Here is a 26,399-nt window from a genome sequence, read left to right as displayed (position 1 = left end):
CTCCTTGGTGTAGCCGAGATAGAACTCGTTCTTGGCGAGGAAAACCGGATCGCCGTCGACGTCGTCGGCGACGCCGGAGCCGTTGGCTGCAATAAAAGTATCGAGCTTCTTGCGGTCTTCGGAGGAAATCCAGCGCGCCAGCTGGAATTCCGAAACTTCGAATTCAACCGGCAGCGCGTATTCCGCCTCAAGCCGCGCCTTGAGCACGTCGAGTTGCAGCGGACCGACCACGCCAACCAGCGCCGGCGCGCCATCGCGCGGCCGAAACACCTGAACGACGCCCTCCTCCGACATCTGCTGCAACGCTTCCTTGAGTTTCTTGGCCTTCATCGCATCGGTGAGCCGCACGCGACGGACGATTTCCGGCGCAAAGCTCGGCACCCCGACAAAGGTGATGTCCTCGCCTTCCGTGAGCGTGTCGCCGATCCGCAAAGAGCCGTGATTGGGAATGCCGACGACGTCGCCGGCATAGGCCTCGTCGGCCACTGAACGGTCCTGGGCGAAGAAGAATTGCGGGCTCGACAGCGGCATGGTCTTGCCGGTGCGCACGAGCTTGGCTTTCATGCCTCGGGTCAACTTGCCCGAGCACAACCGCGCAAACGCGATCCGGTCGCGGTGATTCGGATCCATGTTGGCCTGGATCTTGAACACGAAGGCGCTCATGCGGGGCTCGGCGGCCTCTACCTTGCGCAAGTTACTTTCTTGCGCGCGCGGCGACGGCGCAAAGCGGCCGAGGCCTTCCAAGAGATCGCCGACGCCGAAATTGCGCAGCGCGCTGCCGAAATAGACCGGCGTCAAATGGCCCTCGCGAAACGCCTCGAGCTCGAACGGCTTGCAGGCTTCCGAGACCAGCGCGAGTTCTTCCCTGACCTCGGCAACGTCGAGATTGGCATTGCGGCCAGCCAGTTCGGCGATGTCGATTTGCTGGGCCGCGCCGGTCTTGGCGCCGCCGCCCTCCAGGAGGCGCACGCCACCCGTCGCGATGTCGTAGGTCCCCAGGAAATCGCGGCCGCGACCGACCGGCCAGGTCATCGGTGTGGTGTCGAGCGCCAGCGTCTTCTCGATCTCGTCCAGAAGGTCGAACGTGTCGCGGCTCTCGCGGTCCATCTTGTTGATGAAGGTGATGATGGGAATGTCGCGAAGGCGGCACACCTCAAACAGCTTGCGCGTGCGCGCCTCGATGCCCTTGGCGGCGTCAATCACCATCACCGCCGAATCGACTGCCGTCAGCGTGCGGTAGGTGTCTTCGGAAAAGTCTTCGTGGCCCGGCGTATCCAGAAGGTTGAAAACGAGACCGTCGAATTCGAACGTCATCACCGAGGTGACCACGGAAATCCCGCGCTCACGCTCGATCTTCATCCAGTCGGAACGGGTATTGCGCCGTTCGCCCTTGGCCTTGACCTGTCCTGCCAGATTGATCGCGCCGCCGAACAAAAGAAGCTTTTCCGTCAGCGTGGTCTTGCCGGCGTCCGGGTGGGAAATGATCGCAAAAGTGCGCCGGCGCGCCACTTCGCTCGCGAGCGGCGATGAGGAATCAGTGCTGAGAGCGAGATCGGACATAGGGCAAAGCGTTTGGCAGGGAAACCGGGCCGGATCAAGGAGGGTCCGTGCATGCCCATATATGGGGATGACACAGACCGGCTCCAATCGAAGCCACCGATTAACCCAACAATTTGACCAACCAGTAGGCTACGGCTGCGACACCGGCCGCGGCCGGAATGGTAATCACCCAGGCATAGACAATCGAGCTGGCCACATTCCATCGTACCGCCGAGACCCGCCGCGCCGCGCCGACGCCGACGATGGCGCCTGTAATGGTATGGGTTGTGGATACGGGAACCCCGAGAAAGGTCGCAAGGAACAGCGTGATGGCACCGCCGGTTTCGGCACAGAATCCCTGCATCGGCGTCAGTTTGGTGATCCTCAAACCCATGGTGCGAACGATCCGCCAGCCGCCCATCAGCGTACCCATGGCCATCGCCGCCTGGCACGCCAGCACCACCCAGAACGGGACGTAAAAGTCGGACCCAAGCTGTCCTTGCGAGAACAACAGCACGGCGATGATGCCCATGGTCTTCTGAGCATCATTGCCGCCATGGCCGAGCGAATAGAGTGAGGCTGAGGCAAACTGCAAAATCCGAAAGGCGCGGTCGACCGCAAACGGGGTCGAGCGGACCGCGATCCACGATACGATCGCGACCAGTGCAAGCGCCAGCAAGAACCCGATCAGTGGCGACAACACGATCGCCAGTAGCGTTTTGGAGAGCCCGCTCCAGACGGCTGCCGAAAACCCGGCCTTTGCCATGCCGCCGCCCACCAGCCCACCGATCAACGCATGCGAACTCGAAGATGGAATACCCAAGGCCCAAGTGACGATATTCCACACGATGGCGCCGACGAGGGCGGCAAGGATAACCGGCACATCGATGATGCTGGGCTCGATGATGCCGGTACCGATCGTCTGCGCGACGTTCAGCCCGAACACCGAGAAAGCCACGAAGTTGAAAAAGGCGGCCCAGAACACGGCATATTGCGGCCGCAGCACGCGGGTCGACACGATCGTCGCAATCGAATTAGCGGCGTCATGCAGTCCGTTGAGAAAGTCGAACAGCAACGCGACGGCAATCAACCCGACCAGAACCGGAACACCAAGCGCGGCATCCACTTCTTATACCTGCTCGATCACGATGCTGCTGATCTCATTGGCTACGTCGTCGAAACGATCGGCCACCTTCTCCAGATGATCGTAAATTTCCGCGCCGACAATGAAGTCCATCGCATTGGCGTCGCGGTGCTTGAGGAACAGCTCCTTCAGCCCGATATCCTGTAGATCGTCGACGCGGCCCTCAAGCTTGGTCAACTCTTCGGTGATCGTCGTCAGCAACGACACATTGCTGCCGATCGATTGCATCAGCGGCAGCGCGCGGCTGACAAGGTTCGCGCATTCGACCAGAAGTGTCCCTATCTCGCGCATCGGCGGCTCGAAGGTGCGCACCTCGAACAACATCACGGCCTTTGCGGTTTGCTGCATCTGGTCGATGGCGTCGTCCATCGCGGTGATCAGGTTCTTGATGTCGCCCCGATCGAACGGCGTGATAAAGGTGCGCCGGACCGCGGTGAGCACCTCGCGCGTGATGTTATCGGCATCGTTTTCAAACTGATTGACGCGCTGGCAGAAAACCGGCGTTTCTTCACCCCCCTGAAGCATGCCCTGCAACGCGAGCGCGCCCTGCTGCACTGTCTGGGAATGCCTGGCAAAGAGTTCAAAAAACCGCTCTTCCTTGGGCAGGAAAGCGCGAAACCAACGCAGCATGGTTATGTCCAAAATCGTACAAGAGCCAGGCCCGAAGGACCCGTCATAATCCTGTCATAGACCAATTCGGATGGTGCCGCATACCGGGTGGCCCGCGGAATCGGACCTCTCCACGGCTTTATACGACCGGTAGAGCCGGTTTGAACCCGCCGCTTCTAGAGCGAACGGCCGAACAAATGGGCAATTTCACCCACAATGCCGCGACGGAACGTCAGCACGCAGGCGACGAAAATCGACCCCTGGATCACGGTCACCCAGGAGCCAAACCCGGCGAGATATTGCTGCGTGGCGACGATGATGAACGCGCCGATCACCGGGCCGAATACCGTGCCGAGCCCGCCCACCAGCGTCATCAACACGATCAGGCCGGACATCCCCACCTCGACATCCGACAACGACGCATTCTGGACCACGAACACCTTCAGCGAGCCTGCAAATCCTGCCAGCGTTCCGGACAGAATAAAGGCCAGCAATTTGTATTGGTCGGTCTTGTAGCCCAGCGAAATGGCGCGCTGCTCGTTCTCACGGATCGATTTCAGCACCTCGCCGAATGGCGAGTTGATGGCACGGAAGATCACGAGGAAGCCGAACAGGAAACCTGCGACGATGACGTAATAAAGCACCGTCGGCTTGGAGAGATCAAAGATCCCGAGCAACTTGCCCTGCGGGATACCCTGGATACCGTCTTCACCATGTGTGAACGGGGCTTGCAGATAGATGAAATAGATAAGTTGCGAGAGTGCCAGCGTGATCATCGCGAAATAGATGCCCTGACGCCGGATCGCCACGACGCCGGTGATGATACCAAGCGCCGCCGATGCCGCGATGCCGATGAGAATGCCAAGCTCGGGCGGCACGCCCCACACCTTGACGGCGTGGGCGGTGACATAGCCCCCGGTGCCTAAGAACATCGCATGGCCGAATGACAGCAGGCCGCCATACCCGATCAGGAGGTTGAAGGCGCAGGCGAGCAGCGCAAAACACAGCCCCTGCATCACGAAGAAAGGATAGAGGCTGGTCAGCGGCACCAGCAACAAAAGCACGGTCATGATCGCGAACGCGATCATCTCGTCGCGAATGGCGCGCGGGGTTACCGGTAAGGTGTCGTCGGTCATCGCCGTCATGTCAGGCTGCCCGTCCCGTCAATCCCGTTGGTTTCACCAGCAATACCAGCACCATGAGTACGAATACCACGGTGTTAGAGGCTTCCGGATAGAAGTACTTGGTCAAGCCCTCGATCAAGCCCAGTGCAAAGCCGGTAATGATCGACCCCATGATCGAGCCCATGCCGCCGATCACCACCACGGCAAACACCACGATGATGATATTCTCGCCCATCAGCGGCCGGACCTGATTGATCGGCGCCGACAAGACGCCGGCCAGCGCCGCCAAACCGACACCGAGACCATAGGTCAGCGTGATCATCCGCGGCACGTTGATACCGAAGGCGCGCACCAGCGTTGGGTTTTCGGTTGCGGCCCGCAAATAGGCGCCGAGCCGCGTTCGCTCGATCAGGTACCAGGTCGCAAAGCACACAATGAGCGAGAACACCACTACCCAGCCGCGATAGATAGGCAGGAACATGAAGCCGAGATTCATGCCGCCCTTCAGCTCGTCGGGTATGGCGTAAGGCAAACCGGACGAGCCGAAATAGTTCTGGAAGATACCTTGAATGATCAGCGCAAGCCCGAACGTCAGCAACAGCCCGTAGAGGTGATCGAGGCCGGCCAGCCATTGCAGCATGGTCCGCTCCAGAACCATGCCGAAAATGCCAACCGCAATCGGCGCGATGAGCAGCGCCCACCAATATCCGATGCCAAAAATATTGAGCAGGAAATAGGCGCAGAACGCGCCCATCATATAAAGCGCACCGTGCGCGAAATTGATGATGTTGAGCATGCCGAAGATCACGGCAAGCCCAAGGCTCAGCAAGGCGTAGAATGAGCCGTTGATCAATCCAACGAGGAGCTGTGCATAAAGAGCTTGCATATGGGCCGATCTTTCAACTCATGCCGTTGACGTTACGCTGGCGGCCTCGCCGGAGCGAGACCGCCGAAATTAATCGCCTATTTCTTCAGAAGCGCGCACTTGCTCTCGGCAAGCGGCGTGAACGCCTGATCGCCCGGAACCGTGCCGATCAGCTTGTAGAAATCCCAGGGCGCCTTGGATTCCGACGGCTTCTTGACCTCGAACAGGTAAGCCGAATGGATGACACGGCCGTTGGGCTGGACCTCGCCTTTGCCGAACAACGGATCATCGGTCGGGATCGATTTCATCTTGTCCACGATCTTGGCGCCGTCATGCGGGTTGCCGCCAAGGGCGTCGAGCGCCTTGAAGTAATGCATGAGACCCGCATAGACGCCGGCATGCACCATGGTTGGCGGCGAGCCGTTCTTCATGCGCGCGGAAAATTTCTTGGAGAACTCGCGCGTCTTGTCGTTCAGATCCCAATAAAACGTCTCGGAGAAGTTGAGCCCTTGCGCCGTTTCAAGACCGATGGCCTTGACGTCGGTGATGAACAAAAGTAACGCGGCGAGCTTTTGGCCTCCGCTGACGATACCGAATTCGGCTGCCTGCTTGATCGTGTTCGTGGTGTCGCCACCGGCATTGGCAAGACCGACAATCTTGGCTTTCGAGGCCTGCGCTTGCAGCAGGAAGGAGGAGAAGTCCGCCGTGTTCAGGGGATGCTTCACCCCACCGACGACCTTGCCGCCATTGGCCAGGATGACGGCCGTGGTGTCGCGCTCGAGCGCCGCGCCGAAGGCGTAGTCGGCAGTCAGGAAAAACCAGGTATCGCCCCCGGCCTTGACCAGCGCCTGGCCCGTGACGTGGGCAAGCATATAGGTGTCGTAGGTCCAGTGAACTGTATTGGGCGTGCATTGTGCGTTGGTGAGATCGGAGGTCGCCGCCCCCGAATTGATGTAAACGCCGTTCTTTTCCTTGACGACATTGTTGACCGCCAGCGCGACCCCGGAATTCGGAACGTCGACGATGATGTCGACCTTTTCGACATCGAACCACTGCCGCGCGATCGCGGTGCCGATATCCGGCTTGTTCTGATGATCACCGGAGATGACGTCGATCTTCCAACCCTTGGCGGTCAGACCTGAATCCTCGATCGCCATCTGGGCGGCGAGTGTCGAGCCCGGGCCGCCGAGGTCGGAATAAAGGCCGGATTGATCGGACAGCGCCCCGATCTTGACGACCTTGTCCTGGGCATTGGCGAAGCAGGTCGCCGACAGGCTCATGGCCGTACCGAGCAAGAGGCTTGCGAAAATTCTGGCTTTCATAGGCGATCCCTCTGGATGTTTTCGCGTTGTTTTTTAGACGCCGAGATAGGTGTGAAGCTTGTCCATGTTGGCTTGCAGTTCCGCATTGGCGAAACCGTCGATGATCTTGCCGTGCTCCACGATGTAATAGCGATCGGCAACCGTCGCGGCGAACCGGAAATTCTGCTCGACGAGCAGGATGGTGAAACCCTCGCTCTTCAGGCGTTTGATGGTTTGGCCGATCTGCTGGATGATGACCGGAGCAAGCCCCTCCGTCGGTTCGTCCAGCATCAGAAAGCGTGCGCCGGTTCGCAGGATTCGTCCGATCGCGAGCATCTGCTGTTCGCCGCCCGACAATTTCGTGCCCTGGCTGCCCAGCCGCTCCTTGAGATTGGGAAACAGCTCGAAAATCTGATCCAACGTCAATCCGCCGCTACGGACGGTCGGCGGCAGCAGCAGGTTTTCGCGAACATCGAGGCTTGCGAAAATCCCGCGTTCCTCGGGGCAAAACGCAATACCCATCCGCGCGATCCTGTCCGACGGGCTGCGGATGATCTCCTTGCCGTCGAAGCGAATAGAACCGGAGCGCTTGCCGATAATCCCCATCACCGATTTCAGCGTACTCGTCTTGCCCGCACCGTTGCGGCCGAGCAGCGTGACGACCTCGCCCGGATCAACCTGGAAATTGATGCCGTGCAGAATGTGGGACTCGCCATACCAGGCTTCGAGATTCTGCACCGACAGGATGGGGTTTCCGGAAGGAGATGGCGCCACGGTGGCATCGGCCATTTTCACATCAACCATGGCCGGCCCCCAGATAGGCTTCCTTCACGCGCTCGTCTTTGGCAAGCTCGATATAAGTGCCCTCTGCCAGCACATGACCGCGCGTCAGCACGGTGATGATATCGGACAGATTGGCGACGACGGACAGATTATGTTCGACCATCAGGATGGTGTACTTCGCGGAGATCCGCTTGATCAGCGCGGCGATCTTGTCGATGTCCTCGTGACCCATGCCCGCCATCGGCTCGTCGAGCAGCATCATTTCAGGATCGAGCGCCAGCGTCGTCGCAATTTCCAACGCACGTTTGCGGCCATACGGCATCTCGATCGCAGGCGTCTTGGCAAACTCGCTCAGGCCGACATCGTCAAGCAGCTCATGCGCGCGGGCGTTGAAGCGGTCGAGCACGGTCTTGGAACGCCAGAAATCAAAGGAATGGCCGTGCTGACGCTGCAGTGCGACGCGCACGTTTTCCAGCGCCGTCAGATGCGGAAACACCGCCGAGATCTGAAACGAGCGCACGAGGCCGAGCCGCGCCACATCGGCCGGCGCCATCGCCGTGATGTCCTGTCCCTTGTAGAGGATCTGACCCGCCGACGGCCTCAGGAACTTGGTGAGCAGATTGAAACAGGTCGTCTTGCCGGCCCCATTAGGGCCGATCAAGGCGTGAATACTGCCGCGGCGCACCTTGAGGCTGACGTCGCGAACAGCAAAGAATCCCGCGAATTCCTTGGTCAATCCGTGGGTTTCGAGAATGAAGTCATCCGCCAATCAAATTCCCCCGCGAGGCCATCGCCGCGACGTCTTGGGTCACGCGCGTGGCTTATCATTATCTTTACAGCGGGCTTCCCCAAGGGGCCTGAAAATACCGCGTTTTGTTTCGCGTGTTAAATTCCCGGGACCCGCCGCCTCCGGCCCGGAATATGCCGTCAACGGCCCTCTTTGTGCAAGGCGGAAAGCGGCGCTAACCGCGCTTGGCCATTAGTCTTATGGCCATTTCGGGCGCTTTGGCCGCGGGCTTTGCGGCTGCCCATTTGGAAAGCAGCCGTTAACGTTGTCGTCCCACGATTGAGAGCTCTTCGGCGAATCTTTTCGCCTTCGGCCGAAGGTTTGGCGCTTTATTCTCGATATTGGACCCAAGCTTTATTGGACCTGAGCCTTGAACTTTGAAAGCGCCAACCCGACGGTCGTCAAATCGATCAGGCAGCGTGATCTTCTGAACACGTGGCTGAGGCTTTTTGCCCCCGCGCAGCGGCGAATTTCAGCCCGACCGGATCGGGGACGAACTTCCCGACCTGGTTTTCATGACGGTTGAGAAGGCCGAGCCTTTGCAACCGATCATCGACAGCGAAGGCACCGCATGTCGGTCGCCTTTGGCTATACCGGCAAGGGGCGGTATCTCGACGAATATCTCGGCGCGCGACTGGCGCCGCTCATCATGCCGGTCTATCGGCGATGCGTCGCGCGCGCCCTTCCCGTCTACACTGTTTCCCACGTCGACGACGCCTGCGGCCGCATCGTCGCCTATGAGCGGTTGCTGCTGCCGTTTTCGGAAAATGGCGGTGTCACCCACATCATAAAGACCATCAGCGACGACGGCAGTTTCGAGATCAGGAACCTGATGCGCGGCAGCGAGACGTTACCGACGCCGAAGCTTCGCGCGGTCATCGACCGCGAGCTGTTCCATCGGCTCCCCGGCCGCATTCCCTCCGCCGATATGATCGAGTTCAGCTAGCGGGATTGCCGCATCACGCCTTGGCGCGCCGCGCGCCTGCGCTCGCCTTGACTTCGCTGGCGTAGATTTCCGGCTTGAAACCAACGATCAGTTTGCCGCTGGCCTCGAGCACCGGGCGCTTGATCATCGACGGCTGTTCCAGCATGAGCGCAAGCGCTTTTCGTTCGTTCAAGCCCGCTTTGTCGGCCTCGGGTAATTTCCTAAACGTGGTGCCGGCGCGATTGAGCAGGGTTTCCCATCCGAGTTCGTCGCACCAGGCTTTGAGCTTTTCCTTGGGCGCGCCCTCGGTCTTGTAGTCTTGGAATTCGTAACTCACGCCATGGCTGTCGAGCCAGGCGCGCGCCTTCTTCATGGTGTCGCAGTTCTTGATGCCGTAGATCGTGACAGGTTTCGTCATTTGCCCCTCGCATACTGGTCGAAGGCGCTGAGAACGGCGAGCGTCATCGCCTCGACACCCGTCTCGATCGTTGGCTTCGGCACCGGCGCGAACTGCGGCGAGTGATTGGGCGGCAGTTGCGGACCCGTTCCATTGAAAGCCGCCGCAACCCGTTCCGGCTCGTAGACGCCGATATTGAAGAACATCGACGGCACGCCGGCATCGATGAATTCGGAAAAATCCTCGCTCGCCGTCACCGGCGGCGAGGTCCCGATCTTGTCACCGAAGGCGACTTTCAACACTTTGGCCGCGGTCTCGACCACGCCGGTATCGTTCACGACCGCCTTGGCGCCTTCGGTGAAGCTGATGTCAGGTTCAGGCGCGCCCGACATGGCGGCTGCGGCTTTCGCCGTCCGTTCGATCCCCGCCAGCATTTTGGCGCGGACTTCCGGCCGGAAGGTGCGGATGGTCCCGCGCAGCACCACCTGATCGGGAATGATGTTATGCGCGGTGCCGGCATGGATCGCGCCGATGCTAAAGACGCCGAATTCGGTCGGATCTTTTTCGCGGCTGATTACGCTTTGCACGTCGACGATGAAGCGCGCCGCGATCATCACGGGGTCGACGGTCCGTTGTGGTGCAGCGCCATGACCGCCCCGGCCGTGAAACGTCAGGTCGAGACTGTCGGAATTCGACGAGCCAATGCCTGTACGATAGCTCAGCGTCCCGTAAGCGAAGGGGCCGTCGTGAAGGGCAAAGCCGAAATCCGGCTTCTTGAAGCGCGTAAACAATCCGTCGGCAATCATCGCCTTGGCGCCCGACACCGTTTCCTCGGCGGGCTGGGCGATGAACATCAGCGTGCCATGCCATCGGTCCTTGAGGCCGATCAGTGTTTTTGCCGTGCCGACCCAGCTTGCCATGTGAATGTCGTGGCCGCAGCTGTGATCGACAAAGGTCTCCTGTCCATTCCAGTCGGCCTTGTCGTGGCTGGCATAGGGAAGCCCGGTCTTCTCTTCCATCGGCAACGCGTCGAGTTCGGTCCGCACCAGGATGGTGGGGCCGTCGCCGTTCTTGTAGATCGCGACGAGGCCCGTTTTGCCGATTTTCTCGGTCACCTCGAAACCGAGCGCGCGCATTTCCGCGGCAAGCTTGGCTGCGGTCTTCACTTCCTGGAAGGCCACTTCCGGATGGGCGTGAATATCCTTGTAGAGCGCCTCCAGCTTCGGATAATCGGCTTCCAACGAGGTCTCGATCGAGGCCTTGAGTTTGGCAACGTCAAGCTCGGCTCGCGCCGGCGAAACGGCGACCACGGCACAAAATGCCGTCGACATCAGCAATATCCCGGTCAATTTCGTCATGGCGGTGACGCCCCTTTTTCACGCTTTGCTGTCAGAATAGACCGCGTCGCGCCGCGCCGCCACGATGAACAGCACCACGCATCCGGGCGAAATCCGCATAGCTGATCGGGAAAGACCGCGTAGTCACGGCCGCTTTGGAATCTCCAGCCCGCCCTGGACCGCCGGTCGCGCCAGACCACGATCGAGCCAGGCCGAGACATGGCCGAAGCCGTCGAACGCGACCAGTTCACGCGCGCCGTAAAATCCGATCAGATTGCGGACCCAGCCGAGCATCGAGATATCGGCGATAGTGTATTCGTCGTCCATGATCCATTGCCGTCCGGTGAGACGGGAATCAATGACCCCAAGCAGGCGCTTCGATTCAGCCACATAACGTTCGAGCGGCCGCTTGTCGGCGATCTCCTTGCCGGCAAATTTATGGAAGAAGCCAAGCTGGCCGAACATCGGCCCGACGCCGCCCATCTGGAAGTGCAGCCATTGAATGGTTTCGTAACGGCGCGCGGGGTCGGCCGGCAAGAGCTTGCCGGTCTTCTCGGCGAGATATTGCAAGATGGCGCCGGATTCGAACAATCCAAGCGGTTTTCCGCCGGGTCCATTCTGATCGAGGATCGCCGGTATCTTGCCGTTCGGATTGAGCGACAGGAATTCCGGAGTCTTCTGGTCGTCCTTGTTGAAGTCGACCAGATGCACCTCATAGGGCAGTTCGATCTCTTCGAGCATGATCGAAACCTTGACGCCGTTCGGCGTCGGTAACGAGTAAAGCTGAAGCAGGTCCGGATGTTTCGCCGGCCAGCGTTTGGTGATCGGAAAAGCGGAAAGATCGGACATCAAAAATTCACTCTCTGCACAGGCTGGACCCGCTGCTTATTTTCCGTCGTCAAAGCTGACGATCACGGCCGCGTTGGCAATGAGAATAGGATCGTTACCGCTCTCGGAGGGAATTTCGAGACCACCTTTGACCGCAGTTACTTTCTTCGTGCCGTAAGGCAGTTCCTTCGCCACCGCCTCGGTGTCGACGGCTTCCGGATTCGGCACCGCGATCGTGACATCGACAAACATGTCATTGGCGGTCTTGCCCAGCATCCGGAAAAACCCGAGGCTGGAATGACGGATCGCATCCGACACCGCCCGCTTCGCCGCTTTCGTCGCATCCCTGCCATGGACGTCGACGCCCATACCCATCTCCGTCACACAGCGCACGCGCGTCATCGGTCCCTCGGCTTGGTCAGGTGAAAACTCGATGCTGGGATATGGGTTTCGGACGGTGCGAGTCAACCGCCAGCACCGGCGGCCTCGCCATGCGGCGCCAGCACCAGTTCGGCACCATCCACGATATAGCGAGCGTAGCGATAATCGCGGATGAAGCTGATGCGGCCATCTCGCCATTCGAGCCACAGAAAATAGCTGGGCGCTGCGCCGGCGCTATCTTCGAACACCGCGATCACTTCCCGGCCCTCCACCCAGGCAGGCTGAAGCCGTACGTCTTCGAACTTGGCGTAGATCGTAAAGAACATGCCGACATCGGCCGACCCGACACGAACCGGATAAGTCGACTGATGCAGTTTCACGTCATCGGCCAGGAGCGCCCGCAGGCCATCCCAATTTTGCGTGTTGAAAAGCGCGACGTAACGCGCGGTTGCAGCCGACGCTGGCCTGGCTGCGGAAAGCGTCGCCGTCTGCGCGTTGAGGTCGCGAAGACGAGCCCGCCCCCTCGCCAGATGGGCTTTGACGGCATCGACGGTCATGTCTAGCAATTCAGCGATGTCCTTCAGCGACTCATCAAGCACGTCCTTGAGGATGATGACGCTGCGCTGAGGCAGCGGAAGCTCCGCAAAGCGCGATACCGCGGTCTCAACAGCTTCCTGGCGCATCAATATCTCCATCGGATGCGGGGTGGCCTCGTCGGCGACATCGGAGGCGGCTTCGATCGGTTCGGTCTTCCGCACCGTTCGACTGCGCAACAGATCGAGCGCACGGTTATGCGCAATTTTGAACAGCCAGGGCCGAAGTGGTGGGACATTTTCCATTTCCCCGAGCGCCACCAGCGCCCGGGCGAACGTATCCTGCACCACGTCCTCGCCGTCGATCACCGATCCCATGAGACGCGCGCAGTACCGGTGGAGTTCTGGACGCAAATCGACCGTCAGCGCCAGCAACTCCGCCCGCCGGTCCGATGAGATTGGGCTTACGTTCAAGCCGCCGCTCCCTGGTCAGTAATACTGAGCAACGTTGGTCGCCGCGAAACCAGGTTGAGCCATGGCATCGAATGAAAGATAGCCATCAGCAGATACATCGGCGCCATTCCGCCAAACTGCAAACTACCTGCCGTCAAGCAGAGCGCATTCGGTTGGCTGCTATCAAGAGCGACCGTCAAGAGCGCCATGATTGAGAAACTCGGCGTTGCCGCCAGACGAAGCCATTTGGCCACGACCAATCCGGCCATGGCGCCCCCGTCATCAGCGCCCGCTACGCTTCTCGCATCGTCTGGCGTCATGGTTTCGCACCTGCGTCGCGTTTGCGGAAAGCGGCCTCGCCGGCGTCCGAAACCTGCACCCACTTGGGGTCAGCTGTGGCATTGGGAACGTAACTCTCGTTCCAGTTCCACCACTTGTATGGCCGCTCCTGCGGATAGCCCTCTGGAGAGTCCTCCCATACCTCCTGACGCCCGAGCGCCGTCATGTCGAGATAGCTCCAGACGGTGCCCATCGCCTCGTCGCCGCGGCTGTTGATGAGGTAAGTCCGGAACACGCGATCTCCGTCGCGGATGAATGCGTTATGCCCGTGCCATTGATCCACACCGAAGTCTGCATCGAAACTATCCGTGATGGTGTACCAGGGGATATTCTCCCAACCCATTCGCGCCTTGAGGCGCACAATGTCGGCCTGCGGTGCGCGTGAGGCGTAGACCAGCGTCGTGTCGCGCGCGTTCAGGTGGGCGAGGTTGGACACCTGGTCGGCCCCCAGCGAGCAGCCAATGCAGGCATGCTCCGGCCAGCCATGGACGCCAGGCTCAAAGAAGGCGCGGTAAACGATCAACTGATGGCGGCCCTCGAACAAATCGAGCAGACTGACTTTGCCCGCAGGTCCGTCAAAGGCGTACCTCGTCTCGACAGCCATCCACGGCATCCGCCGCCGTTCGGCTGCCATTGCGTCCCGGGCACGGATCAAGGCTTTCTCCTTCACGAGCATTTGCTCTCGTGCGGCCTCCCATTCCTGTGCGGACACGATCGGCGGTGTGTTCATGGCGGGGGTTACGCCTTTCTGGTTGGGTGATGTCGGCATCGTTGACCTCCGGTTTGCTGTTTTGCGGGCCGAAACCCGTTTCGAGCGGTCTGATGCAGCAAAGACGTTTGAGATGCCAAAAAGGAGTCAGGTCTTGCCGAAAAAACCCACCGGCCTTGCGGACCGGCAGCGTCTGACGCGTGTGTTACCCAGTGCGTTCCTATGCCGGGACGGCCGCGGGCTCAGCCTCGCCCCTGGGAAATGGCCTGAACGTCAAAATGATGAAGAAAGCGCCGAGGCCCACAGCCCAGGAACCGATATAGAGCCAGGCGTAACTCCCAAACGTATCATAGATCAGGCCGCCCGCGATGGGCCCCGTCGCCATGCCGAGGCTTCCGGCCATCGACAGGCCGCCGATCACCGTGCCGAGCATCCGTATTGGAAAGTTCTCGCGCACGAGCACCGAATAAAGCGGCATGGTGCCGGCATAGATAAAGCCGAACAATGCGCCGGCAGCATAGAACTCGGCCAAATGTTGCGCGAAGACGTAGCCCAGTGCACCGAACGCCTGCAATAACAACCCGGTCACCAGCACGCGCTTAGCGCCGAAGCGGTCGCCGAGCAGACCGAATGCGATACGGCCGCCCATCCCGGCAAGGCCTTCGATGCTATAGATCGTGACTGCCGCGATCATCGGAATCCCGCAACTGACGGCGTAGCTCACGGTATGGATGATCGGGCCGGAATGAGTGGCGCAGCAGAAGAAGTTGGTCGCGAGCAAAATGATGAACTGCGGCGAGCGCAACGCCTCGCCCAATGACATTTCCGCCGGCGGCGCCTCGCCGCCGGATGGTGCGACAGCCGCATCGAGCGCCGGTGCGCGGCGGATCAGAAACGAGACCGGAATCATGATCGCGGCAACGACAACGGCCAAAATCTGCATCGCCGTTCGCCAGTCGTATTGCGAGATCAGCCAGGCAGCGAGCGGCGACATCGTCATCGGCGCCATCCCCATCCCGGCCGAAACCAGCGACACCGCGAGGCTGCGGTGGGTGTCGAACCAGCCGGTCACGGTCGCCATCGTTGGTGCGAAGATCGCGGCCGTCGCCGCCCCCACCATCACGCCGAAAAGGATTTGAAAGGCAATCAGTGAGGTCGCAAGGCTCGCAAGCCCCAGGCTAGCCGCGATCACCACCGAGCCGGTCAGCACCACCGGCATCGGCCCGAACCTGTCGGACAAAGTGCCCCAGACCATGCTGGTCAGCGCCATCGCCAGAAAACCGATGGTCATGGCGCTGGACACGCCGGTCACGGACCAGCCGGTGTCCCGCGCGATTGGCTGCAGCAGCACCGGTAACGAAAACATGCCGCCGATCGCCACGCAGCCCAACAGGCCTCCGGCCGCGACGATCACCCAGCGATAGCGAGTTTTTTCCATTTCTGATCTCCAGTTCGGCTCTCACTGGATGGAAGACGAATGACGGGGGACTGGAACCGACAGGCGGACGGCGAGACAAGACGATTTTTTTATTCAGGCGCCCAAGGCGCCATGCGGTGAATCACTCCGTCGCCGATCTCTTTCTCGTGATCGCACACCAGAATGGCACCTGTTCCGAGAAAACGATCCGGTCGAAGCCGGCCAGTTCAAGCATCTCGGCGATCTGCTTCCGCGAAAAGCGCTGCTCCAGCGAGGTGCAGAACCGGTCATAGGCGTCGGTTCGCATGGTGTAGAAGCTTCGGTCTTTATAGGCCTCCAACGGGATCAGACGCGTCGACAGGCCGAGCTTGCTTAAGCCAGCGCAGAGCCGCGCGATCGGCCAATAGACCGTGGCCGCAATCAATTCACTGACAAAGAGCTTCAGCCGCGCCGGTAACCTCGCGATTCCCATCCGCGCCACATTCGTTATTTGCCAGATGGCGCGAAACCAGACCGGGCGATTGTCGAGCGCGTAATAAAGATAAATCAGGAATGGTGCGTCTGGCTTAAGCTTGGAACCAATATGCCTGATAGCAGCGGCGGTATCGGGAACATGGTGCAGGACGCCGAGGGAATAGGCGAAGTCGAGCGAATTGTCGGCAAGCGGAATGTCGCTGACGCTCGCATAATGGAAGGCAACGTTGCCCTGCCCGGCCAGGTTGGCTTTGGCGACCTCGAGCGCCTCACGGCTGGCATCTAGCACGTGAAGGCGCCCGACCCGCGGCGCCACCAGGAACGCCCAGCGGCCGCTGCCGCAGCCGGCATCGAGGCCTTCGGCATTGGCAGGCAGGTCGGACCAGGGGAAAATCTGGAAATATTCGGCAAACAGCCGCTCGCGCTCGGCCCACTCCAGCGACTGGTCACTTTGCGTGAAGGTCGACCATTCCCGGCCAAAACCCGTCGTCACCGTGGGGTCAGCGTTCCGCATCCATCGAACCTCCGATGTCAGCCAGTTAGCCCGGCACTGCAGCGCGATCAATGGCCGACATCATCGCTTTTCGGCTTTGCCCGCTTTAGTGGTTTTGGCCGCAGGCGCTTTCTTCTTCGACGTCTTGGTTTGGTTGTATTCGATCGCGGCGCGGATCAGGTTTTTCAGCGCAGAGGCGTTGACCTTGTCGCCTTGCAAAAAATCGATCGCACGGCGCTCATTACCCTCAAAGCCCGCGTTGAAGAGCTTTTCGGGATCGGCGAGCTTTGCGCCATACATGAAGGTCAGCTTCACCTTGCCCTTGTGAGCGTTGCCGACCGCAACGATGCCGTCGCGCGACCACACCGGACTCCCCATCCACTTCCACTCCTCGATGATCTCTTTGTCTGCCGCGAGGATGGTCTTGCGGACGCTGGCGAGCGTTTGGCCGCGCCAATCGGTAATTCCCGCAATCAGCCGATCGATCTGTTCCGATGCGTCCATGCGATCACACTTGCCGAACTCAAGCCGATCTTCTCGAAATCATTCCTCGAAGCCAATGGCCTTTCCACATCCACAGGCCGGAAAGCAACATGACAGGAAAGAACACGAACCGCGTTGGCGTAGCATAATCCGGAAGCACCACGAGCGGACTGTAAATATAGCCCGTGATCGGAATGGCACAGAGGATGTGAAGCCAGCGAACGATCAAACGCATTGTCGATTCCCTCATGAAAAGTTTGCGCTGCCTATTTTTGGCGATGCCTGCGACGTTCAATCGTTCCGCGCCAGCAGCTGATCGAGGTTCTCCAGGAACTTCTGCCAACCGAACTTGGCACCACCGAAAGCCTTCGGTTGATCGGCGCGGAAGCCCGATTGTTCCATGCGCAGGTGGGTGCCGGTGCCGGTCGCCGTGAGCGTGAAGGTCACCACGCTCGTCAGGTTGTAGGCGGCATCGTCATTGGCAAAGTTCCAGGTGTAGGACAGCGACTTGTTGGGCTCGATGGTGAGGACCTCACAGTCCAGAACGCCGCCCCAGTCGCCGCGAAGATTGAAACGATGACCGACGGCCGGCTTGAAGTCGTTCTTCATCAGCCACTCCTCGATCAAATGCGGCTGGGTGAGCGCACGCCAGAGTTTTTCCAGCGGAAACGCGAATTCCCGTTCGACGACGACGGATAGCGTCTCGCCAACTTGTTGATTCATTAATCCATCCTTTTCAATAAGTCCTCGAGCTGGTCGAACCGGCTCTGCCAGAAGCCGGTCATCTGGCTGGTCCAGTCGATCAGCGGCGCCAGCGCGTTGAGTTGGGCGCCGTAGTGGGTCTGGCGGCCTTCATGTCGGTCACGCACCAGCTTCGCCCGCTTCAGGAGCCCGAGATGCTTGGAGACAGCCGGTTGCGAGACGCCGGAGCGAGCCGTGAGCGCCGCGACCGTCTGTTCGCCTTCGCGGCACAGTCGCTCGAAGATCGCCCGCCGGGTCGGGTCGGCCAGCGTTCGGAACAGCATGTCGTGGGTGTTTTGCATCGCAATCAATAACTCAATGGTTATTGATTAATACATAACCGCCGGGCTATGAATGAGTCAAGCCTGAACAACATCTCAAATCCAGACGTCGTTCTCAGCGGTGCGCTCGCTCACCGCTTCGTCGCCGGTGTTCAGTACCCCGCGCGGTTCGATCAGCAGCAGCTTCACTTCGTCTTTGGCATAGGGCTTGTGCTCGACGCCCTTGGGAACGACATACATCTCGCCTTTGGAAATGTTGACCGACCCGTCGCGAAAATCGATCCGCAGATAGCCCTCGATGACGATAAACGTCTCATCGGTATCCTTGTGATCGTGCCAAACGAAGTCGCCGCATAGTTTGACGATCTTGAACTGATAGTCGTTCATTTCGGCAACGACCTTGGGCGCCCATTGCTCGTCGAACAGACCGAATTTTTGCGAGAAGTTGATCGCTTTCCGGGTCATGGGAATTCTCTGATCGCGCGGTGTGCCGTCGGGTGGTCTCGTGATTATTAACGGACTATCGGCCTGTCGATGAGCTGGCAAGACGATCGGATGGGTAGACGCCAGCCAACCCACGCCGGTCGCGCTGTAGGGCACCGGCGAGGCTGGCGCGGGCTCACACGGCCCGCCGGTCCTCCGATATGTCGTGAGAATAGTGCGTGCAGTCTGCGGCTGCAGAAAGCGCCACCGATTTCAAAACTGTCGGGTCACGCTCTCCCTTGGCAGCACAGGCGAGGATTTCAGAGGCGATGTCGGCTTTGATGGTTGATGTTCGCTTCGCTTCCGGGAGCATTGCGGTAGCTTCCTCTAAAACCGACCTCATCAACTCGATTAGTTCCGGCTGATAAACGGCTCCTGTCATGGTCGCTTCCTCCAAGCCAACCTTTACGGCGGTCATTCCTGATACAGAATTTTCGCGAGAGCAATTAAAGATTGCCCGTCCTCGGTCACAAGATCCGCTGCGATGCGATAGAATGGAACTCGAAAGCGGACATGGCGAGTGCGCCGCCTTCGGTCTATTTCGATGCCCTTATTTCGATGCCTTGGCGATCTTGTGGCCGAGATGGCCGGTCTCATGATCGCGGCGGAGCTGGCTGAGTGACGTCTCGTTCAATTGGATCAGGACATCGCTCAGCTTTTCGGTCGCGGGATAACCGGCAGCAAAACCTGGTCCATAAATCTTGCGCAACGTACCGATGAGGGTGTTGCCATGCTTGTGGCTGATTTCACCGTCGTGGTTGCGGTGGCGATTGTCGAGACCGGCCTTGCTCATGCTGCTCTCCATGGTGCCCCGAGACAGCATCCTCCCGCCGGGACCAAATGGCAATCTTGCGCTGCACCCGCCGAGACACGACATATGTTGCACCGCCCTGCCCGGGAGCAAGACGAGATATGAACGCGCCGCCCAACATCGATCCCTCTACCGCGTATTCCGACAGCGACGTCCTGCACTGGCTGACCAACGACGCGCGCGACGAGCGCTTCATCGACAATATCTTTGCGCAGATGTGCCTGCGGTTGCAGCGCGTCGGCATCCCGGTCAAGCGCGCGACGTTGCATGTGCAGATCCAGCATCCGCAATGGCTTGGCGCCAAGATCCTGTGGGCTGACGGCATGCACGAGGCCGAGCTGATGCGCGTCGACCATGAGGCCAGGGGGCGATCCGAATACATCGGCAGTCCCGTCTCCGAAATCCATGATGGCGCGGAGGAATTGCGCGAGAATCTCACGCGCGACCCTGCGCTCGGCCGCAAGCATGCCGTCTACGACGAGATGCGGGGACAAGGCCTCACCGACTATGTGGCGTGGCCGATGTACCATACGCAGGGCAAGCGGCATGTCGTGACCTTTGCGACCGACCGGCCGGGCGGTTTTGACGATGCGCAGATCGCAAGCCTGTTAAAGCTGGTGCCGATCCTGGCGCTGGTCAGCGAAATCCGGGTCAAGAATCGCCTGGCGCGGACGCTGCTGGAGACCTATGTCGGGACGCATGCCGGCGAACTCATTCTGGCCGGCGCGACACGGCGCGGAACCGGCACGACGGTTCGCGCCGCCATCATGATCTGCGACCTGCGCGGCTTTACACAGATCTCGGACAACTGGCCGCGCGACGACGTGATCGATCTGCTCAACGGCTATTTTGACGCGATGTCGGAGCCGATTGCGCGGCATGGCGGGGAAATCCTGAAGTTCATCGGCGACGGTCTGCTCGCCATCTTTCCGCTCGACCAGCCCAATGCTTGCGCAAATCTGCTGCATGCCGTGACCGAGGCGCGTCAGGCCATGATTGCGCTGAATGAGAAGAACAATGAGACCGGTGCTGCGCCGCTCAAGTACGGCATCGGCGTCCATGTCGGCGACGTCATGTACGGCAATATCGGCTCGAGCACCCGCCTCGACTTCACCGTGATCGGTCCTGCGGTCAACATGGCCTCACGCCTCGAAGCGCTCACCAAGCAATTGGGAAAGCCGGTGCTGCTATCCCAGGCATTTGCCGATCTCGTCAAAAGCGATTTCGATCTCGAGCGCGTCGGCGAAACTCCCGTGCGCGGCTTCAACGACCCCATCGAGCTGTTTGCGTATCACGGCTGAAAGCCGGTCGATCGTCCGGTTTAAGCCTAGGCTCCCCTGCCCTCCTGTTTACCGAACACGCAACGCCATCCCGCAAGGCGCTCGGCCGGATGCAGCTTCATCCAGTCGGCGAGTTGCGGCGCGCCCATCAGGCATGACTGCATCGAGACATCGGCGAAGTCCGAGGTCGTGACGGTCTGCTCGTGACAAGCAGCCGGAGAGGAGAGATTGCAGAGCACCGCGATGACTTTGATCATGACAGGAGAATCCCGTCGCGGCGATAAGCATTGGCACCGATGACCGCGCGACTTAGGGGTGCCTTGTCCGGCTGCTCACCGACCGGATCGGACGGCGGGAAGATGCTGTCATATATCGCACGGGCCTCTCGAATTAAGCGGCCGCGCTCGCGCTCAGACTTTGGGATAAATCGAATAACGTCGCCCATATCAGCTCCAAACCTCAGCTAGAGAGTGAATTCATCATTAAATGATGAACATCATTCCAAATTTAATCTGGTAGCTCTGCGTCTACTTTAAAGTTCTGCCGGCGGTAACGAAGGTATAAAATACTCGTGACCAGGCCGGGGCCAGTGAGCCTCCCCAACGTCAAAGAACTAGCGGAAGAAGAACTCCGCACCTCATTGCCTCAAGCAATACTTGTATTGGCTTAAGCAATACTCGTGCCATTTCAAAAAATGTGGATGTGGAAAATCCGATGCGTCGCGGCGCAAGCGCGTGACCGAATCGAGCTGTTTGCGTATCATGGCTGAATGGCGATCCATGGTACGATGCGGTGCTGCTTGGATTAAGCGGCACGGACTTCATCGTTGACATTTCAAACAGCCGGATAAGCGCACACGTTCGGTCCCGCAGCGCATATGGCGCCCGAGTGATGCCTGAACCTTGTCCTTCCAGATCAAGAGGGCGCAGGGAAGACCGAGCGTCCGATGCGCCCGCAGCAGCCTCGCGTGCAAAAGTAAAAAAGCACACGAGTTAGTCACCACAGGTTCACCGGCTCGATCCGGCCTTCGCTGCGCAATGGTTTTCACGGCTTATTTCGTGCTCCCTGGTGAGCCGGGCTTTGTTGCCACCATCCCCGCGCAATGCGAAGCATTGTCGCGAGTTGACGCCAGCATCGGGGCGTCAGGACCACACGGCTTCGCGGTCCGCGACGTGCGCTGTTCGTCTCCAGCGCCCACGCGTCCACCGCATCCCACGCTCCACGTTCGTGACGATCGCGATACGCCCCTCTTATAGATAGAGGCGGGACGGCTGGAATCACTAATGCTGTGTCTAGCAAACGGCGAAGCGAAATATTTTCGTCGGAAGGGCTGGACACAAGCGAGGCATGGCGCGTGGCGCGCAGTGATTTGCCCGACGGGCAATTTGGCCGAGCGAGGCACTCGGATCAACGTCAGCCGGATCGCTGACAAAATGCCGCAGCGTTACGATGAATTAATTTCCCGAACAGGAAATGTTAATTCTCCCGACAGGAGGCGGTAATGCCTTCGAGTTATCTCCCTAGACAAGCCAGTCGGCTTAATCAGCTTTGGAGATGCAATCATGACAGATACCAACGAACAGCCGCGCCGCAAACCATGGTCGGCACGGCGGCTCACGCTTCTTTGCTCCGCGGCCGTGCTCGGCTCTGCACTTGCGGTCGGCGGACCGTTCGGATACGGCCGGCTTGCCGGGAGTGCCTTCGCCGCGACGCCGGCGCCGATAACCGCAACTGCGCCGGGCGCGCCCGGCTTTGCCGACCTCGTCGCGAAGGTCAAACCCGCCGTGATCTCGGTTCGGGTGCAGGTCGACCAGGGCGACGAGCAGGACGGGCCCCAGGCGGAGGATCGGGAAGGTCAGGACAATTCGCCCTTCATGCAGGGTTCGCCGTTTGAAAAATTCTTCCGGCAATATGGCTCCGGGAACGGCCAGCAGGGTCGTATGCATCGCCACCAGATGGTCACCGGCCTCGGTTCCGGCTTCTTCATTTCGCCCGACGGTTACGCCGTCACCAACAACCACGTGGTCGACCATGCGAAGTCGGTCGAGGTCACGACCGAGGACGGCACCATCTATACCGCCAAGGTGATCGGAACCGATCAGAAGACGGATCTCGCGCTGATCAAGGTCGAGGGCAAGAAGGACTTTGCCTATGTCGACTTCGAAACCGCAACCCCGCGGGTCGGCGACTGGGTGGTCGCGGTCGGCAACCCCTATGGCCTCGGCGGCACGGTCACGGCCGGCATCATCTCGGCCGAAGGTCGCGCGATCAGCTCCAGCCCCTATGACGACTACATCCAGATCGACGCACCGATCAACAAGGGCAATTCGGGAGGTCCGACCTTCGATACCAGCGGCAAGGTGATCGGCGTCAACACCGCGATCTATTCACCGTCCGGCGGATCGGTCGGCATCGGCTTCGACATTCCGGCTTCGACCGTGAAGATGATCGTCGCGCAGCTCAAGGATAAGGGTGTCGTCACCCGCTCCTGGCTTGGCGTTCAGGTCCAGCCCGTCACGGCCGGTATCGCCGAAAGCCTCGGCATGAAGCAGCTGCAAGGCGCGCTGGTCGACGACGCGCAGCCCGACACGCCGGCCGCGAAGGCCGGAATACAGGCCGGCGACGTGATCACGGCGGTCAACGGGACCGAGATCAGGAATTCGCGCGCGCTCGCCCGCGAGATCTCGGCAATGGCTCCCGACAGCGCCGCCAAGGTCGACATCCTGCGAAAGGGAGAAGCGAAGACGATCACGGTGACGCTGGCGAAAATGCCTGATCAACTCGGAAAGCAGGCCAAGGCTGACGAGAAGGCTGACGACAACGCCATGCGCGGCGTTCCGCACCTGGGCCTGTCGGTCGCGCCCGCGAACGACGTTGCAGGCGCCGGCAACAAGGGGATCGTGGTCACGGCCGTCGACCCCAACGGTCCGGCCGCCGAGCACGGCATCCAGTCCGGCGACGTCATTCTCGATGTCGGCGGCAAGGGCGTCACCAACGTCAACGATCTTCGCCAGGCACTCTCGCAAGCGAAGACCGACGGCAAGCACGACGTGCTGATCCGGGTGAAGACCTCCGACAACACGCACTTCATCGCCATGCCCATCGGCTAGGGCATGGTGAGCAAGCCCGCCGTCGGCGTTTCTCCAGGCGCCGCGGCGGGAAGCTTTCCCCTGAAGCTCTTGGCTCAGCTTGGCAGGTGCTGATTTGCCCGCCAAGACGAGATATCAAGGCGAGATATGATGGATCAGGCCCGCGGCTGATCCAGCTATCTCCAGGGAGACATCCAATGCCGGTTCACATCTGCAAAACTTGCGGTACGTCATTCCCCGAGATGCCGACGCCGCCGACGCAGTGTCCGATCTGCGAGGACGAGCGGCAATTTGTTCCGCGGCGACGTCAGCAGTGGACGACGCCGCAGGAGCTTGCGGAAGATCATGTGAACGGCTGGGCCCGGCTGGAGCCGGACCTGTTTCAGATCCAGACCCATCCCGGCTTCGCGATCGGGCAACGCGCGCTGTTGGTGCGCACGCCGCAGGACAACATTCTGTGGGACTGCGTGGCCCTGATCGACGATGCGACCATCGAACTCGTGCATGGCCTCGGCGGCCTCAGGGCCATCGCGATCTCGCATCCGCACTACTACACGACCTGCCAGGATTGGGCCCGCGCGTTCAACTGCCGGGTCCACCTCCATGCCGCCGACCGGGAGTGGCTGATGCGGCCCGACCCGGCGGTCCAGTTTTGGGAGGGAGAGTCGTCCATGTTGGCAAAAGGAGTGACGCTGGTTCGCCTCGGCGGCCATTATCCGGGCGGCACAGTCCTGCACTGGGCAGCTGGAGCCAACGGGCAAGGCGCGCTGCTCAGTGGCGATATCCTCCAGGTCGCGATGGACACCAGGCGCGTATCGTTCATGTGGAGTTATCCGAACATGATGCCGCTCTCCGAACGCATCGTGCGGCGAATAGCGGATACCGCGGCGGCGTGGCGCTTCGAACGCATTTACGGCGCCTTTCCCGGCCGCGACGTCATGGCGGACGGCAACGCCGCGGTCGAGCGATCGGCCAAGCGCTACGTTGATCTCCTCAACGACCGCTAAAGGAGAATGCCAGCAACGGTGTACCCTTGCGCGTCGTAACCATTGTTCGCATCGGGCCCAATGAGTTGATTTGTCGTCGCGAAAAATTTCTCCGCTTCGAAACTCCCGTCGCCCGAACCGTCAGATGCGCATGGCTTTTGAATTCAAAGAGGAATTTGATCGCTCCAGAAATTCTCCGCTTTCAGCCACTATCAATATCGATCCACTTTTCCCGAATCCACCGGCAACGCCGACATAGCCAGGGATTGACCGCTTGGAGCGATCGCGGCTCGGCTTCCGACCGGATTACGGCAAGCGTCGATGGCGACCTGCCGCGCGTCAGTCGCGCGATATGGCCAGCCCCGCAAGAAGTGGAGCGTACGCGGCAAGCCTGCGGGATACGAACTCGGTGAAGAGCCGCACGCGCTTCGTCTTACGTGTCTCCCCCTGGGTGAGAAGCCAGAGCGTTCCGTACATGTGCAGGTCGGCGCCCGGCACCCTCACCAGCAGGGGGTCGGCATCTCCGACGAAGCACGGCAGCGTCGTCATCCCGAGCCCTTGCCGTACAGCAACGATCTGCGCCTCGGCGTCCGTGGTCCTGAATGGAACCCCCGTGGTGCGAACCTCACCCTCGCTAGCCCAATCCGGAATTCCATGAATGCTTATGACGATCCACCGGATGGGATCAGGCGCGCCCGCACGCCACGCGGCTAGTCGATCGCGGGACATGTAGACGCCGCCGAACAGCTCCGGCCCTTTCAGGCCGTGAAGATTGAGCGGCAGGGTTTTGCGGTCGTAGACGACGCGGATCGCGACATCGGCCTCTCGGTTGGTCAGATTTGCCAGCTCGCCGGACGACAAGATTTCCATCTCGATGTCTGGATGCAGACGCGCGAAATCGGCGAAGTCCGGCATGAACAGGTGTGTCGCGAGGGGCGGTGCCAGCGTCACCCGCAGAAGCCCGCGCACGCTCTGGTCGCGCCCGAAAACGCGCGTCTCAAACAGGTGCGACGACGCTTCCATCTGGTCCGCGAACTCGAGGACCTCCTCGCCCGCACCCGTCAGGCGGTAGCCCGAAGGCAGCTTTTCGAACATGTGCACACCGAGGCGTTCGTCGAGCTGGGCGATGCGTCGCAGCACGGTCGAGTGGTTCACACCGAGGCGCTCGGCAGCAGCCCGCACCGAGCCTCCGCGCGCAACGGCAAGAAAGTAGCGAACGTCATCCCAGTCGATCATGGTGCAATCTGGCACCGCGCGGTGCCCCTTCCAAAGTCGTATCCAACACATCGAACAGCAGTACGGGCGGTCATCATAGCTTATGTCGACGAGCGCGGCCCAATTCCGAACGGCGGACACCGATCGTCGCGGCTGGCGTCAGTCGTCCAGCCGGATCGATTTTGCACCACCGATGTGCGCGCTTCCGCACTCAACGCCTGACTCCGGCGGACCTATGTCGAGGTTCTCGGGGGCGTCCCCGAACGACCAAAGGCGGAAGCCTGGTAGGAGAAGTCATGGGAAAGCTTGAAGGTAAGGTTGCAGTCATCACGGGTGGATCGAGCGGCATGGCGCTCGCGAGCGCCATGCGGTTCGTTGAAGAAGGCGCTTATGTTTTCATCACGGGCCGGAGGCAGGAGGCGCTCGACGAGGCCGTCAGGCTCATTGGCCGGAACGTGACCGGCGTGCGCGGCGACGCGGCCAATCTCGACGACCTCGACCGCCTGTTCGACACAGTCAAACGGGAAAAGGGCAAGATCGACGTCTTGTACGCGAGCGCCGGCACGGGCGAAGCAGTCCCACTGGGCGAGAT

The 26,399-nt window shown here is 60.4% G+C and carries 31 protein-coding genes; 5 read left to right on the top strand and 26 right to left on the bottom strand.

The features are described 5' to 3' along the window. The 8 genes from ABSE61_RS30725 to ABSE61_RS30690 form a co-directional block, all read right to left on the bottom strand. Positions 1 to 1,560 (bottom strand): peptide chain release factor 3 (locus ABSE61_RS30725; protein WP_423874930.1); only part of this gene is annotated, 1,560 nt, incomplete at its 3' end. A 100-nt stretch (positions 1,561 to 1,660) separates the two neighbouring features. Further along, complete coding sequence (locus ABSE61_RS30720) at positions 1,661 to 2,665, bottom strand: inorganic phosphate transporter (protein ID WP_423874929.1); 1,005 nt, start codon at positions 2,663 to 2,665, stop codon at positions 1,661 to 1,663. Between the two features lie 3 nt (positions 2,666 to 2,668). Beyond that, positions 2,669 to 3,313, bottom strand: a complete 645-nt coding sequence (locus ABSE61_RS30715; RefSeq protein ID WP_423874928.1) for a DUF47 domain-containing protein — start codon at positions 3,311 to 3,313, stop codon at positions 2,669 to 2,671. 155 nt (positions 3,314 to 3,468) lie between these two features. Next, complete coding sequence (locus ABSE61_RS30710) at positions 3,469 to 4,437, bottom strand: branched-chain amino acid ABC transporter permease (RefSeq protein WP_423874927.1); 969 nt, start codon at positions 4,435 to 4,437, stop codon at positions 3,469 to 3,471. Position 4,438: 1 nt separating this feature from the next. Next, positions 4,439 to 5,302 (bottom strand): branched-chain amino acid ABC transporter permease, encoded by an 864-nt coding sequence (locus ABSE61_RS30705; protein WP_423874926.1) that lies wholly within the window; start codon positions 5,300 to 5,302, stop codon positions 4,439 to 4,441. Positions 5,303 to 5,379: 77 nt separating this feature from the next. After that, positions 5,380 to 6,603: an ABC transporter substrate-binding protein gene (locus ABSE61_RS30700; protein ID WP_423874925.1), complete on the bottom strand. Its 1,224-nt coding sequence runs from the start codon at positions 6,601 to 6,603 to the stop codon at positions 5,380 to 5,382. A gap of 33 nt (positions 6,604 to 6,636) precedes the next feature. After that, positions 6,637 to 7,386, bottom strand: a complete 750-nt coding sequence (locus tag ABSE61_RS30695) for an ABC transporter ATP-binding protein (protein ID WP_423874924.1) — start codon at positions 7,384 to 7,386, stop codon at positions 6,637 to 6,639. Next, positions 7,379 to 8,134 (bottom strand): ABC transporter ATP-binding protein, encoded by a 756-nt coding sequence (locus ABSE61_RS30690; RefSeq protein WP_423874923.1) that lies wholly within the window; start codon positions 8,132 to 8,134, stop codon positions 7,379 to 7,381. The genes ABSE61_RS30695 and ABSE61_RS30690 overlap by 8 nt, the downstream gene beginning before the upstream one ends. Before the next feature lie 589 nt (positions 8,135 to 8,723). Here ABSE61_RS30690 and ABSE61_RS30685 point away from each other — a divergent pair. Continuing rightward, positions 8,724 to 9,098 (top strand): PAS domain-containing protein, encoded by a 375-nt coding sequence (locus ABSE61_RS30685; protein WP_423874922.1) that lies wholly within the window; start codon positions 8,724 to 8,726, stop codon positions 9,096 to 9,098. Positions 9,099 to 9,111: 13 nt separating this feature from the next. Here the strand turns inward: ABSE61_RS30685 and ABSE61_RS30680 are convergent, their stop codons facing one another. From ABSE61_RS30680 to ABSE61_RS30610, 15 genes are all read right to left on the bottom strand, one after another. After that, on the bottom strand, positions 9,112 to 9,495 hold the full coding sequence (locus ABSE61_RS30680; RefSeq protein WP_423874921.1) for an ArsC family reductase: 384 nt from the start codon (positions 9,493 to 9,495) through the stop codon (positions 9,112 to 9,114). Next, positions 9,492 to 10,832, bottom strand: coding sequence for an amidohydrolase (locus tag ABSE61_RS30675; RefSeq protein WP_423874920.1), 1,341 nt, complete (start codon positions 10,830 to 10,832; stop codon positions 9,492 to 9,494). Before ABSE61_RS30675 ends, ABSE61_RS30680 begins: the two co-directional genes overlap by 4 nt. Positions 10,833 to 10,955: 123 nt before the next feature. Continuing rightward, a complete protein-coding gene (locus ABSE61_RS30670) occupies positions 10,956 to 11,660 on the bottom strand; it encodes a glutathione S-transferase family protein (RefSeq protein WP_423874919.1) in 705 nt (234 codons plus the stop codon). A gap of 36 nt (positions 11,661 to 11,696) precedes the next feature. Further along, positions 11,697 to 12,041, bottom strand: coding sequence for a Lin0512 family protein (locus ABSE61_RS30665; protein WP_423874918.1), 345 nt, complete (start codon positions 12,039 to 12,041; stop codon positions 11,697 to 11,699). 62 nt (positions 12,042 to 12,103) lie between these two features. Then, positions 12,104 to 13,027 carry a sigma-70 family RNA polymerase sigma factor gene (locus tag ABSE61_RS30660; RefSeq protein ID WP_423874917.1) on the bottom strand — a complete coding sequence of 308 codons (924 nt, stop codon included), beginning with the start codon at positions 13,025 to 13,027 and terminating at the stop codon, positions 12,104 to 12,106. Continuing rightward, on the bottom strand, positions 13,024 to 13,326 hold the full coding sequence (locus tag ABSE61_RS30655) for a hypothetical protein (RefSeq protein WP_423874916.1): 303 nt from the start codon (positions 13,324 to 13,326) through the stop codon (positions 13,024 to 13,026). Before ABSE61_RS30655 ends, ABSE61_RS30660 begins: the two co-directional genes overlap by 4 nt. Then, entirely contained in the window at positions 13,323 to 14,114 is a 792-nt protein-coding gene (locus tag ABSE61_RS30650; protein ID WP_423874915.1) for a DUF899 domain-containing protein, read from the bottom strand. Before ABSE61_RS30650 ends, ABSE61_RS30655 begins: the two co-directional genes overlap by 4 nt. Positions 14,115 to 14,274: 160 nt before the next feature. Further along, positions 14,275 to 15,492, bottom strand: a complete 1,218-nt coding sequence (locus tag ABSE61_RS30645) for an MFS transporter (protein WP_423874914.1) — start codon at positions 15,490 to 15,492, stop codon at positions 14,275 to 14,277. 121 nt (positions 15,493 to 15,613) lie between these two features. After that, on the bottom strand, positions 15,614 to 16,459 hold the full coding sequence (locus ABSE61_RS30640; RefSeq protein WP_423874913.1) for a class I SAM-dependent methyltransferase: 846 nt from the start codon (positions 16,457 to 16,459) through the stop codon (positions 15,614 to 15,616). A gap of 60 nt (positions 16,460 to 16,519) precedes the next feature. Then, positions 16,520 to 16,942: a DUF1801 domain-containing protein gene (locus ABSE61_RS30635; RefSeq protein WP_423874912.1), complete on the bottom strand. Its 423-nt coding sequence runs from the start codon at positions 16,940 to 16,942 to the stop codon at positions 16,520 to 16,522. A gap of 270 nt (positions 16,943 to 17,212) precedes the next feature. Next, positions 17,213 to 17,644 (bottom strand): SRPBCC family protein, encoded by a 432-nt coding sequence (locus ABSE61_RS30630; protein WP_423874911.1) that lies wholly within the window; start codon positions 17,642 to 17,644, stop codon positions 17,213 to 17,215. Then, positions 17,644 to 17,964: an ArsR/SmtB family transcription factor gene (locus ABSE61_RS30625; protein WP_423874910.1), complete on the bottom strand. Its 321-nt coding sequence runs from the start codon at positions 17,962 to 17,964 to the stop codon at positions 17,644 to 17,646. The genes ABSE61_RS30630 and ABSE61_RS30625 overlap by 1 nt, the downstream gene beginning before the upstream one ends. A gap of 75 nt (positions 17,965 to 18,039) precedes the next feature. Then, positions 18,040 to 18,408: a cupin domain-containing protein gene (locus ABSE61_RS30620; protein ID WP_423874909.1), complete on the bottom strand. Its 369-nt coding sequence runs from the start codon at positions 18,406 to 18,408 to the stop codon at positions 18,040 to 18,042. Between the two features lie 154 nt (positions 18,409 to 18,562). Beyond that, positions 18,563 to 18,808 (bottom strand): hypothetical protein, encoded by a 246-nt coding sequence (locus ABSE61_RS30615; protein WP_423874908.1) that lies wholly within the window; start codon positions 18,806 to 18,808, stop codon positions 18,563 to 18,565. Between the two features lie 168 nt (positions 18,809 to 18,976). Beyond that, complete coding sequence (locus ABSE61_RS30610; protein ID WP_423874907.1) at positions 18,977 to 19,219, bottom strand: hypothetical protein; 243 nt, start codon at positions 19,217 to 19,219, stop codon at positions 18,977 to 18,979. Positions 19,220 to 19,338: 119 nt separating this feature from the next. Here ABSE61_RS30610 and ABSE61_RS30605 point away from each other — a divergent pair, with 119 nt between their 5' ends. Further along, positions 19,339 to 20,538 (top strand): adenylate/guanylate cyclase domain-containing protein, encoded by a 1,200-nt coding sequence (locus tag ABSE61_RS30605; RefSeq protein ID WP_423874906.1) that lies wholly within the window; start codon positions 19,339 to 19,341, stop codon positions 20,536 to 20,538. Positions 20,539 to 20,564: 26 nt separating this feature from the next. On the opposite strand, the gene ABSE61_RS30600 is transcribed toward ABSE61_RS30605, so the two are convergent. Both ABSE61_RS30600 and ABSE61_RS30595 read right to left on the bottom strand, forming a co-directional pair. Then, positions 20,565 to 20,774, bottom strand: a complete 210-nt coding sequence (locus ABSE61_RS30600) for a hypothetical protein (RefSeq protein ID WP_423874905.1) — start codon at positions 20,772 to 20,774, stop codon at positions 20,565 to 20,567. After that, a complete protein-coding gene (locus ABSE61_RS30595) occupies positions 20,771 to 20,962 on the bottom strand; it encodes a hypothetical protein (RefSeq protein WP_423874904.1) in 192 nt (63 codons plus the stop codon). Before ABSE61_RS30595 ends, ABSE61_RS30600 begins: the two co-directional genes overlap by 4 nt. A gap of 1,117 nt (positions 20,963 to 22,079) precedes the next feature. Between ABSE61_RS30595 and ABSE61_RS30590 the strand changes: the two genes are divergently transcribed. Then, complete coding sequence (locus ABSE61_RS30590) at positions 22,080 to 23,627, top strand: Do family serine endopeptidase (RefSeq protein ID WP_423874903.1); 1,548 nt, start codon at positions 22,080 to 22,082, stop codon at positions 23,625 to 23,627. 176 nt (positions 23,628 to 23,803) lie between these two features. Continuing rightward, complete coding sequence (locus tag ABSE61_RS30585) at positions 23,804 to 24,613, top strand: MBL fold metallo-hydrolase (protein WP_423874902.1); 810 nt, start codon at positions 23,804 to 23,806, stop codon at positions 24,611 to 24,613. Between the two features lie 318 nt (positions 24,614 to 24,931). Here the strand turns inward: ABSE61_RS30585 and ABSE61_RS30580 are convergent, their stop codons facing one another. Continuing rightward, positions 24,932 to 25,828 (bottom strand): LysR family transcriptional regulator, encoded by an 897-nt coding sequence (locus ABSE61_RS30580; protein ID WP_423874901.1) that lies wholly within the window; start codon positions 25,826 to 25,828, stop codon positions 24,932 to 24,934. A 275-nt stretch (positions 25,829 to 26,103) separates the two neighbouring features. On the opposite strand from ABSE61_RS30580, the gene ABSE61_RS30575 reads away from it, so the two are divergent. After that, a partial coding sequence (locus tag ABSE61_RS30575) for an SDR family NAD(P)-dependent oxidoreductase (protein WP_423874900.1) occupies positions 26,104 to 26,399 on the top strand: 296 nt, incomplete at its 3' end.

This window comes from Bradyrhizobium sp., from assembly GCF_049519115.1.
Classification (GTDB): Bacteria; Pseudomonadota; Alphaproteobacteria; order Rhizobiales; family Xanthobacteraceae; genus Bradyrhizobium.
The sequence above is the reverse complement of the archived record's forward strand: the minus strand, read 5'-3'. Positions and strand labels throughout refer to the sequence as shown.